Origin of the sequence: Bradyrhizobium sp. URHA0013 (assembly GCF_000518345.1) — a bacterium.
GTDB lineage: Bacteria > Pseudomonadota > Alphaproteobacteria > Rhizobiales > Xanthobacteraceae > Bradyrhizobium.
The window spans coordinates 332,462-348,110 of record NZ_JADK01000003.1; the positions used below are offsets into that span (position 1 = coordinate 332,462).

A 15,649-nucleotide genomic window follows, 5' to 3' on the forward strand; every position below is an offset into this window, starting at 1 on the left:
ACGTCTGATGGAGGGGAGCGCCCGTCAGCGCGTCCCCTTGCCAATCGCCTTCGCCGCAAAGGCAGCGAGCCTGGGATGACGGCGCAGGGCCTGGGCGGCGTGGTCACGCCACGCGAAGGGCACGCCGCGCCAGGACAGCGCGACGCTGACATCAGTCAGCGGCACCGGCTCGGCGCCGAATCGGCGCTTGTACTCCTGGTTGCCGATGCTGAGGTCGAAACGGCGCACGCCCTCCGCATGCAGCGTCGCCATGGTGCGCTCGGTCACGAGCAGCCCCGGCGAGCAGTTCGACCAGGAATCGCCGGCATGGCTGATGCGCAGCAGGAAATAGGCCGCACCGAACCTGACGCCGAACGTGGTGGCGACGACGGCCTCGTCGCAGACCAGGGCCGAGATGACGGCATAACCGTCCGCGACGCCCTGACGCGCGACCTCGCGATAGAACTGCGCATGGGTTTCGTCGTTGAGGACGAAGCGCGAACCAAGCTTTCGCATGCGCGCCTGCTGCTGGGCATCCATCACGTCCAGCAGCTCGCGCGCACGGGCGACATCGGTAGCGATCTCGAATCGCGCGCCGGCGTGACGGTTGAAGACGCGCCAGCAGCGCGGCATCTGCATGCGCTTGATCGAGGCCTGGTAATCTTCATAGTCGTCGCCGGTCAGCACGACGTTGCCGTTGAGCGAGCAGGACCCGACCCGGCCGAGCGACACCAGCGGGTTCGGGTTGCCGCCGATCTGGGCCGGCATCTTCTTCAGGCGCAGCAAATCGAAGCGGTCCGGCAATGCGCGCAATGCGTCGATCAGCGCCTTGCCGATCGCCTCCGTCGCCGCCGCGTCCAACGCGGCATCGAGCGCCAGGATTGGCGCGTTGTTGTCGGAGACGCCGAGATCGGCGAATTCGACGATGCGGATGCCGCGCCTGAGGTGGCTGATCATCGGCACCATTGCGATGTCCCTGCCGGTCGTGGCATCGGAGATCAATGCAATCAGCGGCGAGAGACCGTGGAACGCCTCGTACCAGGCGCCGAGCCAGTAGCCATGCTGGAATGCAGTGCGATGGCCTGCGTTCAGGCGCGATGCGGCCCGCGGCCAATCACGCACGAAATCGACCGCGATTCCCGACGTGCTGGACACAAGACCATCTGGTTGCTCGACGCTGAGGATCGTCATCCGCGGGACATGCGATTACTGGGTGTTTCCAGATAGATTATGTTTTGTCGCGGCCACAAGTGACCTCACGGCTTATCGTTAAGCCGATGCAACTGCGGCGGCACCGGCTGCGACAAGTCGTCCGGTTCCATTTCCGCGACGCATTGGAACCTGGCCAGGAAGTGCAGGCCGGCCACGGCAACCGCGAACATGAACCAGATCGGATTTTGCCGTTCGAGCAGGAAGGTCTCGGTGGCCCCGTAGTACAGGCCGAACAGCCACACGGTCAGGAACAGCTTTGCCAACGCACCGCTGCGGTTGTGAGTTCGGGCCGTCTGGAAATTGCCTAGCGGCGCGAGCACGAAGACGAGGATCACCAGCAATAGCCCCGGCAGGCCGATCGTGACAGCGAGGTCGAGATAGCTGTTGTGGCTGTGCGCCGCGCTCGTCGCCCATTCGGCGCCCTGGGCGGTCTGCCGCGCGGTCACGTCGTCCCAGAACGCGGCGTAGCCGTGACCGATGATCGGCTTCTCGGCGACGGCTGCGAGCGCGAACTCCCAGATGGCGGAACGGCCGGTGAAGGTGGGATCGAGTGGAAGCAGCCGCGTCATCGCCCCGAGCGCCGGGCTCAGGACGCTGCCGACCGTCAACAGGTTCATCACGATCAGCGGCACGAAGCAAATGATCCGCTTCAGCCACAGGCTCGGTGTGACGCAGACCAGCGAGGCGAGCGCGTAGATCGCAAGACACAGCACCGACGACGTCTTGCCGCCGGTGAAGATCAGGAAGAGTCCTGCCAGCGCGGCGATGGCCGGCCCCATCACGAACGAACCAATGGCAGACAAGTAAATGCCGACATAGATCAGGATGGTCATCACGGGCGAAGCGATGTTCTTGTGGCCGAAGCTTCCGCGCCAGTCGCCGGCCAACTGCGGCTCGGTGACGTCCAGTGCGGTGTGCATCGAATATTGCGGCGCGAGGAAGACGCCGAGATAGCAGAGCGTAAGCAGTGCGAGCGCGGCGCCGCCAAGACACAGATTGAAGCTACGCTGCGTCGGCGGCAACAGCGGCAACAACACCGCGAGCGACATCACGCTGGCTGCGAGCACGAAGCGCTGCATCGAGACTCCGCGATTCTCGGAGAAGACGATGTTGATCACCAGCCAGCCGACCAGGCAGAGATGCAGTGGCGTCACCAGGGTCTTCAGCGCGGGCGCATCCGTTGCGGCGACGAACAATACCGCGACCACGGCCAATAGACCCCAGGAGACATAGGTGAGCGCCATTCGCCCGCCGACCACGGTGGTGACATCCTCGTTGCGCAGGTCAGGAAACGGATCGAGCGTCACCAGCACGAGGAGCAGGGCTGCGACTGCGACGAGGCAGCGCGCCGCCCGCACGGCGTTGACCCCCGCAAGCCCAACGCGCAGGACGTCGCCGAACGATCGGGCCTCGACGTCGGTCATGTCAGTGGCGCTGCGATCCATGGCTCGAGGTTGGTGGTGAAGCCGGGGGAAGCCCGAAGTCCTAGCCGATCCCTGTTAAGCATCCGTCAACCAGTCCGCCGGAGCTCTGCGGCGCCTGCTGCCGCACGATGCTCCGCGCGATCTCGTAATATTGCAGGGCACGCTGTTCCAGCGTGAGGTTGTCGAGCACGAAACCGCGCGGATCGAACGTATCGGCGGCGCACCCGGCCCAGAAATCATCCCAGCCCGCCTCAAACCCTGCGATGTCGACGAACTTGGCGCCGCAACGATCGTCCCAGTACGGCACCGACGACACCGGCGCGAACTGAACGCGATGCGGATAATAATCGGGGTCCCGCCAAGGGCCGCCGGGATCCCAGGCCAGCACCGGCACGCCGCAAGACAATGCCTGCTGGTAGGCAATGCCCTGGCTCTCGTTCTGGCAGAGGAAGATCATCGCACGCGATTGCGCGAGCGCGGCCCGATAGTCTTCTTCCTTGTAGCTGCCGTAACGCAGCTCGGTGAACGAGCGGCCTTCCCTCGTGAGCCGGGCGCGGACGGGCTCGATCAGCTCCGTCGCATGGTGATCGCGGTCCCAGTGCACCTTGTCGTAGATCAGGACGTCGACGTTCTTTTGAGACGTCGGCGATGGCGCCCAGAGATCCGTGTCGATGCCGATCGGCCAGGCCTCCGTGTCGGGCCAATGCGGTCGATACATGTCGGCGTACCACGGGCCGGGCACCACGACCTTCTTGACCGGCAGGCGCTTGAACAGGTCGGGATCGTCGAGTGGATGATTGTGGGCGGCGACGCCGAGCAGGATCGGATTTTTCCAGGCGAACTTGTCGAGCAGGAAGGTGCGGCCGATGATGCAGGCGAGTTCGCCCGGATGCCGCGCGATGTAGCCATAGTCGTTGACGCGATAGCGGATACCGAGCCGGTCGAGCCCCGCACAGAGATTGAGGAACACGCGGAGCTGCCCGCTCATGCGCGGCTCGCCGAGCAGCATGCGACGCGCCATGCGCCGCAAATGCCGATCGCCGGGAAACCAGCGATCGTCCTTGTCCTCGTAGAACAGGTTGAGGACCATGTCGTCGGGATCGTAGTCGAATGTCTTTGCGGGCACTGGGGTCCATCCGCGGCGGCCTGATGCGCATTCTCGCATGGGACCGGCTGCCGCACTCTTCCAAATTTGCCACAGGCTTAATGCCGGCGGCTTAACGCTAATTGACGAAACCAGCGCTGCGTTAGCCTTCACGGCGACGTTTTTTTCCCAATGCGAGTATCATTCGCGACGGCCAAGGTTGCGATCGATCGCATTGCCAACGCGCCAAAGCGCCCTGGTTAACAGACGGTTAAAGGCGAGTCGTATCTTGATCACCGCGGAAGAAATTCTCGAATTGCCCGCCACATCGCGCGTCGTTCCGGCAGCGCGCCTCCCGCTGCAAGTCGGCTCAACCACATCGGTGTCCGTCATCATTCCGGCCAAGAACGTTGCGGCCTATGTCGGCGAAACCCTCGCCAGCGCACTGGCTCAGGCCGAGGTCAGCGAAGTGATCGTCGTGGACGACGGCTCGACCGACGACACCACCGCCATCGTCCGCGCCATTCGTGACCCGCGACTGCGCCTGATCACCAACGGCGCCGCCGGCGTATCGGCAGCGCGCAATCTCGGCGCGCACCATGCGAGCGGCCAATGGCTGCTCTTCCTCGATGCCGACGATCGCCTGCGGCCCGGCGCCGTCGCGGCGCTGCTGGCGGCTGCGCGTGGCGCGCGACGAGCGGTTCTCGTCTACGGCGACTACAACACGATCGACAGCGAGGGGCGGCAGATCGGCCGACGGGATCTGCTGAAAGGACGCCGCAAACCGTCCGGCGACGTGCTGGCGCGGCTCGCGGCCGGCAACTTCATCGTCAATGGCGGCATTGCGCTGGCACGTGCAGAGGCTTTCCGCGCCATCGGTGGCTTCGACGTCTCGCTCAGATATTGCGAGGACTGGCACTGCTGGTGCCGTCTTGCCGCGATCGGCGAATTCGAATTTGCGCCGAACCTGCTGCTCGACTACCGCCTGCACACGGCCAACACCATGAACGCGGCGGTGCGGACGCCGCAGGATTTCTTTCCGGCGATCGCGCGGGTGTTCGACGACGGGCTGATCATGGCGCGATTGCCAGCGGGCATGGCAGCCGGGCTGCGCCAGGCCGCCGAGGTTCATCTCGTCACGTATTCGGCGATGCAAGCGGTCCGCTTCGGCAGATATCGCCAGGCCTTCGCCTATCTCGGGATGGTCGGGCGCCGCTCGCTCAAATCGCTGCCGCGTTCCGCGGTCAGGGTCGCCCTCGCCTGCTTTGGTATTTAGCCCGCCGCCTCGGCGTCAGGACACGATCTTCGAAGCCTCGTAGGGCTTCGGCTCGATGCCGAACGCGGCGAGCACCGAGCCGAGCGCGACCATCACGGGATGCATCGCGACGACGGCCTTCGACGATTTCAGCAAAGCGGCCGCGCGCACCAGCGACAGCGGCAACCTCCCGAGCATCTGCGCAAACACCCACACGCGCGCCGCCGCGCCCTGCGCGGCCTTGGCCTGCACGCGATAATTGATCGCGCCGATGCGCAGGCCTCGCTTCACGATCCAGCCGAAACTGGTGCGGCTTTGCGGCACCGTCTCGGTGATGACAGCCTCCGCCGTCCAGTGGAACGTCATGCCGGCATCGCGGCACCGCACGAAGAAATCACAGTCGCCGCCGCCGAGGAAGTTGAAGCGTGGGTCGAAGGCGGGACGGGCGAACCTCTCGAACGCCGCACGCGTGATCAGGCAATTGCCACAGCCGTAGATCAGGGGCACAGCGCCGCTGTAATCATAGGCGGGACAGAAAACGGGGTGGCGCGAAAGCCAGGGCATGCTGCGGTCCTCGAAGACCGGCAGCACCGGCCCGCCGACCACATCGGCGCCGGTCGCCTCCGCGGTGCGGACCATCAGCTCGAGCCAATCGGGCGAGGCGATCTCGTCGTCGTCGATCATCAGGAACCGGGTGGCGGCGGGAAACATCGCCAGCGCCGTCTCGAACGCGGCATTGATCGCCTGGACGTTGCCTTGCCGTTTCTCGACCAGGCAGACACCCTGAAGCCTGCCATCGGCGAGATATTCCGCTGCCACCGGCGCGCTTTCGCGCCGGACCGCATCGTTCTCGACCATGACGACGGCGAAGGAGCGCGGGGTGCGCTGGCTGGCGAGCGAGTCCAGCGTCAACCGCAGATGCTGCGGGCGGCGGAAGCAGGGGATGCAGACGACGATACCAACCGACAGGTCGATAATCCGGGAGCTGGCCGCGATCTCCCGGTTCGGATCGCGCACGGCATCCGAGATACGCGTGGCGGACAGGTCTGTCGGGATCAATGTCATGACGTTCTAGATGTCCGAGATAGATTGAAAAAGCCCTGCTTCGATCCCGGGGATCAGCGCCGTCCCGCGACGGCACATCGCCGCGGGACAGGCACGTCCCAAAATGAACGGCCGGTTTGAGCCTCCCGACGGCGCCACGCCGCCGATTTTCCGCCATCCATGCACTTAACTGCTTCCGGGTGTTTCTGCTGCGAAACCTTGCGCGCGTAATACTGCAATTCGCGGCCCACGGCGCCGATGGCGGCTGGCGCGGACGATACCGTAGTTAACGCACATGCTCATTAACCTGACCGTAAGCACTGCGACGAGTGAGGCGTCGCGGCATCGGATTTGCTCTACGGGTACACGAGATTATTCCTGTAAATTTAAGTCGAACAAGCGCGGTCGAAAAAAAATGAACAAGCCAGCCACGATCGATTTCGCGACAGCCACGGCGGTCCAAATTCCCGCGGCCATTGCACACACTCAGGCGCTGCACGATCTCGTCCCCGGTGAAGCCCGCGATAGCCTGCTCGCCGTTCACGACGTGCTGCGCCGCGAACTGCCGCAGGGCCAGCTCGCCACCTACGAAGCCGGAGGCGGCTCGTGCAGCGTACTGCCACCGGAATTGCTGAGCCGCAGCAAGGTCACCGTCGTCGACATCGACGAGGACCAGGTTCGCAACAACAGCTACGCGGACGAAGCAATCCTCGGCGACGTCCAGACCTACCGCTTCGGGCGCGAGACCTTCGATCTGGTGATCTGCTACAACGTGATCGAACATCTTCCCAACGTCGACGCCGCACTCCTGAATTTCCGCGATGCGCTCAAGCGCGGCGGGATGATCCTGATCGGCGCGCCCAATCCGCGTTCGCTGTCCGGGGTCGTCACCAAATACTCGCCGCACTGGTTCCACGTCTGGTTCTACCGGCACATTCGCGGCATCAAGGATGCCGGCTTGCCGGGCGAGCCGCCGTTCCCGACCTTCTTCCATCCCCTGGTGTCGCTGCCGAGGCTCCAAGCGTTCGCCGCCGCCAATGGCCTCGAGATGATCTACCGCCGTGAGGTCGAGAGCCCGCGCTATCCCGAGATGCGCCGGCGCAAGCCGCTGTTCGCAGCCCTGGTCGACGCCGGTGCCGCCGTGCTCAACGCCGTGCTCCCGCGCGGGACCGACGTCCGCCGCGGCGATTATCACGTCATCCTGCGGAAAAGCTGACGGCCATGGCGCGGGCGCGGCCGATGGCAAGACCAGCGAAGCCTCGCGGCCACGCCGCACGCGGTAACGAACCGTTAATCTCTGACGGACCGCGCCATCGCACGCGTCACGACGACGCGTCGAAGAGTGGCATGCGCTTAAACGCTTTGTTTGCCATTTCGGTGAATAGTCCCTCAATGAGTATGGTTAATTTTCCCTGTTGCGTTGAGTGGGCACCTATATTTGCGGTGCGTGGCGTAGAGCGAAGAGTACCCCCTCAGCACGCGGCACTTGGAATGAAAGCTGGGGATCATGCTTGACTACAACCAGCCGATAGACCGGGCCAGACCGGAGGCTCCGCAGCAGCGGCCTCGGGCCGGCTTCAACGTGCTGGAGCTGGTCAATCTGCTCTGGCGGCGGAAGATCGCGATTGCCGTTGCCGCGCTGCTCGGTGCGACGCTTGCCGTCACCGTGGGCAAGAGCCTGGCGCCCCGCTACACCGCCACCGCCCAGCTCTATGTCGACCCGCGCGAGCTTCAGCTCGTCGATCGCGAACTAACGCCTCGCGCGCAGGACGTCTCCGGCATGTCGATGGTGGTCGAGAGCCAGGCGCGCCTGATCACCTCCAACAGCGTGCTGCTCCAGGTGATCCAGCAGGCTGATCTGGACAAGGACCCCGAATTCGGCGGGGCCGATGGCAAAGGCGTGATGTCGTCGCTGCTCGGCCTGATCGGCCTTCAGCCCCACGCGCCCTCCGCCACGGAGAAAAAGGAAGTGCAGCTCGCCGCCCTCGAGGCGCTGAACCGGCACATCACGATCCGCAAGACCGAGAAGAGCTTCATCGTCGACATCGAGGTCTGGTCGACCGATCCGGCGAAAGCGGCGATGCTCGCCAACACGCTGACCAGCGCCTACCTCGCGGAATCCCGCAACTCGCAGGCGTCGGCCGCGCGGCGCGCCACCAACGATCTCTCCGGCCGCCTGAAGGAGCTGCGCGAGCGGCTGCGCAACGCCGAGACCGTGCTTGCGACCTACAAGGCCCAGAACAATTTCGTCGGCACCCAGGATGCGCTGATCAGCGACCAGCAGCTTTCCGCCAGCAACCAGCGGCTTTCCGCCGCCCGCGCCGCGACGATGGACGCGCAGGCGCGCCTCGACCAGATCGAGGCGAGCCGACGCACCACGGCAGATGCAGGCGCAAACTCCGAGGCGCTGCAATCGCCGACCATTGCGAACCTGCGCGCGCAGTATGCCGATGCGCGCAAGAAATATGCGGAGCAAGCCGGCGAGCTCGGCCCGCGTCATCCGGCGCTGCGCCAGACCGAGAAGCAGGTCGAAGATCTCAAGCGCACCATCAACGAAGAGATCGACCGCTTCGCCCAGTCCGCCAAGAACGATCTGACGCGCGCCCGCGACTTTGAAGCCTCGCTCAGTCGGGCGCTGGAGGCGCAGAAGCGGCAGAGCGTCCAGCTCAGCCAGGCCGCCGTGCGCCTGCGCGAGCTCGAGCGCGAGGCCGATGCAAGCCGTGACGTCTATCAATCCTTCCTCAAGCGCTCGCGCGAGACCGAGGAGCAGGAGACGCTGAACACCTCGGCGGCCCGGATCATCGGCGAAGCGACGGTGCCGCAACGGCGCTCGTTCCCGCCGGCGATGAGCCTGTTCGCCATGATCGGTTTCATCTTCGGCGCAATCGCTGCATCGAGCTGGTTCGTCGCGGCCGAACTGCTGTTCGCCGGTGCGTTCGTGCCGGCACCGGCGCCGGCCCGGCCCCATCGTACTCCGTTGCCGCGAGCTCCAGAGCCTTCGCGGGCGCCGGGGACTGCCCGGCCCCAGCCGGTCTCGCGAGCCCCGGAAGTCGCGGAGGCACTGCCGGAACTCGCCGCCCCGCCGCTGCAACCTTCGATGGTCGAGAAGCCCCTGATCGAAAAGCCGCTGATCGCGCGCCTGCAGGAGGCCGACGTCATCCACACGCTCGGTGCCATTCTCGCCACCGGCGGCGGCATCGACCTCACTCGGCTGGGCTGGCCGACGCTGCGCCCCGGCTTTCCACTGACGACGCTGCTCAACGCCTGGCGCGACATGCGCGCTACGGCGGCCCGGCGCGCCGGCGGAAAGACAATGCCGATCATCGCGCTCGTCGGTGCCAGCGAGACCACCGGGCGCAGCGTGACGGCGCTGAATTTCGCGCTCGCGGCCGCGCGCGACGGCGCCCGGGTGCTGATGATCGACGCCGACCATCAGGCGCACTTTCTCTCGAACAAGGTCAACCGTCCCCGCAAGAGCGAGCCGAGCAAGGTCGGATGGCTTTCGATCGGCAGCAAGGCCGCACGCGAGATCAAGACACTCAACGGCATCTCGGTATTGCCGGCCGTCGAAGGCGACGCTGGCAAGGCCACTGACGCCATCCGCAAGGCCATCGAGCAGGCGCGCTCCGCCGGCGGCTATGACCTCGTGATCCTCGACGGCCCCACGGCGCCACTCACGGCCGGCAGCCGTAAGCTGCTCGATGATGCCGACGCGCTGGTGGCAGTGTTGCCGACCAGCCTCGACATCAACGACGGCCTGGAAGAGATATTGAGCACGCTCGGCCGCGCCGAGCGCAAGCTCGTCGGCGTCGTGCTCGACGAACTCACCCCTATGGCCCAAGCTCGCCAACGAGGCAGACAATATGCTTGAGCGCCGCATCAATCTCGATGGCCGGGCCGCAACCGCCGACGTGCCGCGGATCACCATCGGCGGCCTTCGCATGGCCGCGCTCGACCTCGAAGCGACCGCAGATTTCATGATCGAGGCGACCGATCCGCGCCATCGCATCGGCCGTCCGCTGCACCTGACCTCGGCCAATGGCGAGGTCCTGGCGCGATGCTCGACCGAACCGGAGACCGAGCGCCTGTTCCGCGGCGCCGACCTCATCAACGCCGATGGTCAGCCGCTGGTGGCGGCGTCAAGGCTGCAATCCTGGTTTCCGCTGCCCGAGCGCGTCGCCACGACGGATCTGTTTCACGTCGTCGCGCGCAAGGCGGAAGCGGTCGGCCGCACCTTTTACATGTTCGGCGCGAGCGAGGACGAGAACGCCGCGGCGGTCGAGAACGTCCGGAAGATGTATCCAAACCTCAAGATCGTCGGCCATAGCCACGGGTATCTCCGTGGCGATGCACTGCGCGCGAAGGTCGACGAGATCAACGCGCTAGCGCCGGATTATCTCTGGGTTGCGCTGGGCGTGCCAAACGAGCAGGCCTTCGTCGAGGAATTCACGCCGCATCTCACCAATGTCGGCGTCATCAAGACATCCGGCGGCCTGTTCAACTTCTTGTCGGGAAGCCGCGCCCGCGCGCCGCGATGGATGCAGAAGATCGGCCTGGAATGGGCCTGGCGCACCTTGCTCGAGCCCCGCCGGCTGTTCTGGCGCTATCTGACCACCAACCCTCGCGCGATCTATCTGCTGTTCAGCCGCAACGGGCCCTTCAATCGCTGAGTTGACAACGACATGACCGCCGCCGGTGATCAGCCCCACCTGCGCTACCTCAGCGCCAGCGGCGCCGGTATTGCCTTGCAGGTCGGGCTCATAAGCGGCTAAAGAGACTGTCACAGTCGGCGTCGGCAACTTTCCCGGCCGCCGCATGTTTTTGTATGGCCGTCGGCACAAGCGGCACAATCGGCTCAGCCAATAGTGCGAGCCAGCTTTCACAGCGAAGGCCACGATCGAGTCCGCGCATCGGCCTGCTTTCAGGCACGACCCAAGGGAGCACGGAACGAATGAATCAGGCCGCAAGCCTGCAATTCGAGCGCATGATGGACGAGCTCGTCCTCTGGCATGCCGTGCCGGAGGACGAACGATCGCCGGCGCCGGCGTGGTGGTGGGGTCCGGCGATGGCGGTGCTCGATACGCACGAGCCGATGCGACAGGTGTGGTGCCGTGAGCTCGGCCTTGGCGACGGCTCGAGCTTTGCCGAAGGCGCGCATGTCCTTATCACGCTCTTCGCCGAACAAACCTCACTTCCGTGGCCGGATGATTTTCCACGCAAGGCGGAGATCAGGGACGAGGACGTCCGCGAGCTGCACCCACAGCCATCAGACGACAGCGCTTTTCAACCGTAGCGCCGCGGCCGCGGTGGCGGCATGGTCCCGCTCCGGCTGGAGCGGCGGCGCGCCGGGCAGCTCCATCGGCCGCAGCAGCTCGGCCATCTGCCGCGCCGGAACGGGCTTGGAGATCAGGAAGCCCTGCATCTCGTCGCAGCCATGGGCGCGCAGGAACGCCTCCTGCTCGGCGTTCTCGACGCCTTCCGCCACCACGGTCATGCCGAGCGCCTTGCCCATGCTGATGATCGCCTGCGCGATCGCCTGATCCTCCGCATCCTGCGGCAAGTCGCGCACGAAGGAGCGGTCGATCTTGATGGTATCGATCGGGAAATGCTTCATCAGCGACATCGACGAATAGCCGGTGCCGAAATCGTCGATCGCCAGGCGAATGCCGCGGCTCTGGATGGCGTCGAGCACCTTGAGCGCGCGCCCGACGTTGCGCATCATCATGCTCTCGGTGACCTCCAACTGGAGCAGCACGGGCGACATGCCGCTGGCGGCCAGCGCCTCGTCGACGTCCTGCAACAAATGCTCGTCGACAAACTGCCGCGGTGACAGGTTGACCGCCATCGACACCGGCAACAGGCCGAGGCGCTGCCAGGCCATGGCCTGCGCGCAGGCCTCCTTCACCACCCACCGGCCGATCGGCACGATCAATCCGGTCTCTTCCGCAAGCGGAATGAACTGCGCCGGCGAGATGCTGCCGAGATCGGGGTGCGTCCAGCGCAGCAGGGCTTCCACGCCCGTGATCTGGCCGGTCTCCATGTCCACCTTGGGCTGGTAGTTCAAAGTGAACTGATTCCGCTCCAGCGCCCGGCGCAGCGCGCTCTCCAACGACAGCCGCTCGATTGATTGCGTCTTCACTTCCTTGGAGAAGAAGCGATAGCCGTTCTTGCCGTCTTCCTTGGCGAGATACATCGCCATATCGGCGTTCTTGGTTAGCGTCTGCACGTCGGAGCCGTTGGTCGGATACATCGCGATGCCGATCGAGGCCGTGGTGTGGCACTCGTGCCCCGCTAGTTCCATGGGCTCCGCAAGCGCCGTCAACAGCGCGGTCGCGATGCGCTGGACGCCATCGATCTCGCCGCATTGATCGAGGATCACCACGAACTCGTCGCCGCCGAGCCGCGCCACGACGTCGGTTGCGCGCAACGCACCACGCAGCCGGTTGGCCACTTCGAGCAGGAGCAGATCGCCGGCTTCGTGGCCCAGCGAATCGTTTATGACTTTGAAACGGTCGAGGTCGATGAACAGCACCGCAAAGCGGCGATCGTGGCGATGCGCCTCGTCGATCGCCTCATGCAGCAGCCCGTTGAAGGTCTCGCGGTTCGGCAGGTCGGTCAGGCTGTCGTGCGAAGCGAGGTATTCGATTCGCTCGTCGGCCTGGTTTTTCTCGTCGGCCCGGTCGAAATTCTCCATCGCGAAGGAGACGTTGTCGGCGAGGCGCTGCAACAGCTCGACGAACTCGGCCGTGAAGGTGCCAGGCTCGGTCGACATGTAGATCATGACGCCGACGGCCTTATCGTGCGCGACGAGCGGAAAAGCCGCGCCCGACCGCGCGCCGTCGTTGCGGACGATGGAATGAAAGGCGCGAACGCGATCATCGTTGAGATAGTCGTTGCTGATGCAGGGCTGGCGGGTGCGGAACGCCGTGCCGCTCATTCCGCGCCCCTCGGGGCGCTCGGGGTCGATTGACAGGCGGACATTGCGCGTGGTGTCAGACGACGGTCCGGCGCTCGACACGATCTCCAGCTGATCGCTATCGACCCTCGCCAGCGCAATGGTGGTCGAGGTGAACTTGGCGCCGTTCGATGCGGCGAGACAGACGAGGTCGAACAGTTCGGCGCGCGACTTCGCCCGCATGATCGCCTCGTTGGTCGCGCTCAGCGCCGCGAACATGCGAGCCAAACGCTCCGTCCGCGCCTCGTCGCGGGACTTTTCCTCGGCGCGATCGAAATTATCGAGTGCAAATGACACGTTCTCGGCGAGGCGCCCGAGCAACTCGACCATATCGGGTGTGAACGTATTCTCTTCCGGCGCGAGGAAAAGCAGAATGCCGATCGGCTCCTGGCCGGCGCGCAGCAGCGGGAAGCTGGCAGCCGCTCGCGTTCCATCTTCGATCGCCTTAGAGTGCCAATGCGCCGATCGGGGGTCGTGGAGATAGTCGTTGATCACGCTGGGCCCGCGGGTCCGCAGCGACATCCCTATGATTCCGCGACCCTCAGGATGGTCGGCGGAAACGAAACAGGTGCGTCCCACCATCCGCTCCTGGAGGCGCCCCTTCACGGCGACCACGCGAACGAGTTCACGCCGGTCGTCCATAATGCCGATTGTCGCCGAGGCGAATACGCCGCCGAGCACGGCTGCCTGGCACGCCCCTTCGAACAGCTCCTCACGCGTCTTGGCGCGCATGATTGCCTCGTTCGTTGCGCTCAGCGCCTCGAACATGCCGCTCAACCTGTCACGCTGCCTGTCGGCCTTCGCCTTCTCGTCGGCACGGTCGAAGTTCTCCAACGCGAAGGCGACATTAGCCTGGAGCTTGCGCAACAGCTCGACGAATTCGTCGGTGAAAGTGCCGCACTCGGGCGAATTGAACAGGAATACGCCTTCGACCCTGTCGCCGTTGAACAGCGGCATCGCGGTCGAAGACGCAATGCCGTTGCGACGCGCGCTGGTGTGCCAGGGCTCGAGGCGGGCGTCTGCCAGGACATCGTTGCTGATACAGGGCCGCCGCGTCCGGAACGCGGTGCCGGTCAGCCCGCGTCCTTCCGGCTCCTTGTCGCTGACCGACAGTCTGAAGGATCGCACTTCCTCGGCGTTCGGTCCGAAGGACGCGACAACACGAAGCAGTCCCGCATCGCCGTCAAGCAATGCAATGGAGGTCGAGGCGAACTTGGCGCCGTGCACCGTGGCTTCGCAAACCAGATCCAACAGTTCGCTGCGCGACCTTGCCCGCAGAATGGCTTCGTTGGTCGCGCTTAGCGCCGCGTACATACGCGCCAGCCGATCCTCCTCCAGGGCGATCTGGGCCTTCTCCTTGTCGCGGTCGAAGTTCTCGAGTGCAAAGCACACGTTTTCGGTCATGCGCAGCAACAATGCGACGATGCCTTCGTCTTTCGCCCAGGCTTTGCTCACGAAGAAAAACAGCACGCCGATGCTGGTGCCACGCTTGATCAAGGGAGCAGCCACGCAGGCGACGGCGCCGGCATTGACGTTGGCCTGCTCCCAGGTGGTCCCCTTGGTACGATTGACGAGGTCGTCCTCGACGATCGCTTGCTGGGTCCGGAACACCTCGCCGGAGATGCCCTTGCCGTAGGGACTCTCCGGATCAATCGAGTAGCGCGACTGTCTGATCAGATCCAGATTATGTCCGGTCGCTGCCACCGGCGTCAGCCATTCGGAATCCGGCTCGTGCAGCAGAACGAAAGTGGCAAGCGATTTGCCACTATAAACAGCGGCGTCGCAGACCCGCTGGTACAAGTCCAGCTCGGTGCTGGCTTGCAGAATTGCTTCGTTCGTCGCACTGAGCGCGCCGAACATGCGGTTGAGCCGCCGCACTGCGCGCTCGCCATCCAGGCGGGCTCCCTCGGTCGCGAAGCTCTCCAGCGCGTGAGAGATATTGGCCGACATCCGCTCGAACAACGAAACCATCGCCTCGTCGAGCGAGCCGGCCCCCGACCGCGTAACATACAACACCCCAATACTGCGGCCCATGCAGATCAGGGGTAGCGCCGCGGCCGCGCCGACACCCGCCGCCACCGCGCCGTCGCGCCATGCCAGCGAACGCGGGTCGTTCAGGAAATCGTTGCTGATGCAGAGCTTCTGGCTGCGGAACGCCTCGCCGCCTACGCCCAGGCCTTCCGGCGTGCTGGCTTGCGTGGTGATCTCGATCGCCCTCAGCCGCGCCACGTCATCGCCGCGACCAGCGGCAAAGCGGAGCCGCTGGCCGTCCGGCTCAACGAGGAACACGGCCACCGCCATAAAATCCCCGCTCGAAAAGCCGGCGTCGCAGACCTTCTGGTACAGCTCGTCGGGCGATTTCGCGTAGAGGATCGCTTCGTTGATGGCGCTCAACGCCGCAAAGGTGCGCGCGAGTGTCGTCGGCACGATCTCAGCTCCCGGGCATTTCTGCCTTTTTTTCCCGGATGACGTTATGACCGCCGATCGCCTAAGTGGTCGTTATTGCGCGCTGCAAACCGTGGATCAAAGTGAACGAGCTGCGAACGACCTGCGCCAATCTGTCGAAATGCCACCGTGCGGGACGAATCTTCGCGCGACGGCCCTCCTCGCTACGAATTTGCAGCCCTGTATTGGTTTACAGGAGATTGATATCGGAGCCGCGCTTTGAGACCATGGTTCCCAACAAGCAGCCTGTT

Annotated in this window: 10 protein-coding genes; 5 read left to right on the forward strand and 5 right to left on the reverse strand. The window is 64.8% G+C overall.

Translation table 11 applies throughout. The features are described from left to right. Positions 1-24: 24 nt before the first annotated feature. The 3 genes from N551_RS38605 to N551_RS0101705 form a co-directional block, all read right to left on the reverse strand. Positions 25-1,170 carry a GNAT family N-acetyltransferase gene (locus N551_RS38605; RefSeq protein WP_027565465.1) on the reverse strand — a complete coding sequence of 382 codons (1,146 nt, stop codon included), beginning with the start codon at positions 1,168-1,170 and terminating at the stop codon, positions 25-27. 65 nt (positions 1,171-1,235) lie between these two features. Further along, positions 1,236-2,636, reverse strand: coding sequence for an O-antigen ligase (locus N551_RS0101700; RefSeq protein WP_027565466.1), 1,401 nt, complete (start codon positions 2,634-2,636; stop codon positions 1,236-1,238). Between the two features lie 40 nt (positions 2,637-2,676). Next, a complete protein-coding gene (locus N551_RS0101705; RefSeq protein ID WP_027565467.1) occupies positions 2,677-3,741 on the reverse strand; it encodes a glycosyltransferase in 1,065 nt (354 codons plus the stop codon). A 247-nt stretch (positions 3,742-3,988) separates the two neighbouring features. Here N551_RS0101705 and N551_RS0101710 point away from each other — a divergent pair, with 247 nt between their 5' ends. After that, entirely contained in the window at positions 3,989-4,975 is a 987-nt protein-coding gene (locus tag N551_RS0101710; protein ID WP_027565468.1) for a glycosyltransferase, read from the forward strand. Between the two features lie 15 nt (positions 4,976-4,990). Here N551_RS0101710 and N551_RS0101715 read toward each other — a convergent pair whose 3' ends face one another. After that, positions 4,991-6,019: a glycosyltransferase family 2 protein gene (locus tag N551_RS0101715; protein ID WP_027565469.1), complete on the reverse strand. Its 1,029-nt coding sequence runs from the start codon at positions 6,017-6,019 to the stop codon at positions 4,991-4,993. A 394-nt stretch (positions 6,020-6,413) separates the two neighbouring features. Here N551_RS0101715 and N551_RS0101720 point away from each other — a divergent pair, with 394 nt between their 5' ends. From N551_RS0101720 to N551_RS0101740, 4 genes are all read left to right on the forward strand, one after another. Further along, the gene (locus tag N551_RS0101720) at positions 6,414-7,214 is read left to right on the forward strand and encodes a methyltransferase (RefSeq protein WP_027565470.1); all 801 of its coding nucleotides are present in this window, start codon (positions 6,414-6,416) and stop codon (positions 7,212-7,214) included. 291 nt (positions 7,215-7,505) lie between these two features. Continuing rightward, positions 7,506-9,869, forward strand: a complete 2,364-nt coding sequence (locus tag N551_RS0101725; protein ID WP_027565471.1) for an exopolysaccharide transport family protein — start codon at positions 7,506-7,508, stop codon at positions 9,867-9,869. Beyond that, positions 9,862-10,668, forward strand: coding sequence for a WecB/TagA/CpsF family glycosyltransferase (locus N551_RS0101730; protein WP_027565472.1), 807 nt, complete (start codon positions 9,862-9,864; stop codon positions 10,666-10,668). The genes N551_RS0101725 and N551_RS0101730 overlap by 8 nt, the downstream gene beginning before the upstream one ends. Positions 10,669-10,949: 281 nt before the next feature. Further along, a complete protein-coding gene (locus N551_RS0101740; RefSeq protein WP_027565473.1) occupies positions 10,950-11,291 on the forward strand; it encodes a hypothetical protein in 342 nt (113 codons plus the stop codon). Here the strand turns inward: N551_RS0101740 and N551_RS0101745 are convergent. Then, positions 11,265-15,380: a GAF domain-containing protein gene (locus tag N551_RS0101745; RefSeq protein WP_027565474.1), complete on the reverse strand. Its 4,116-nt coding sequence runs from the start codon at positions 15,378-15,380 to the stop codon at positions 11,265-11,267. The two genes, N551_RS0101740 and N551_RS0101745, sit on opposite strands and share 27 nt — an antisense overlap. Positions 15,381-15,649: the final 269 nt, after the last annotated feature.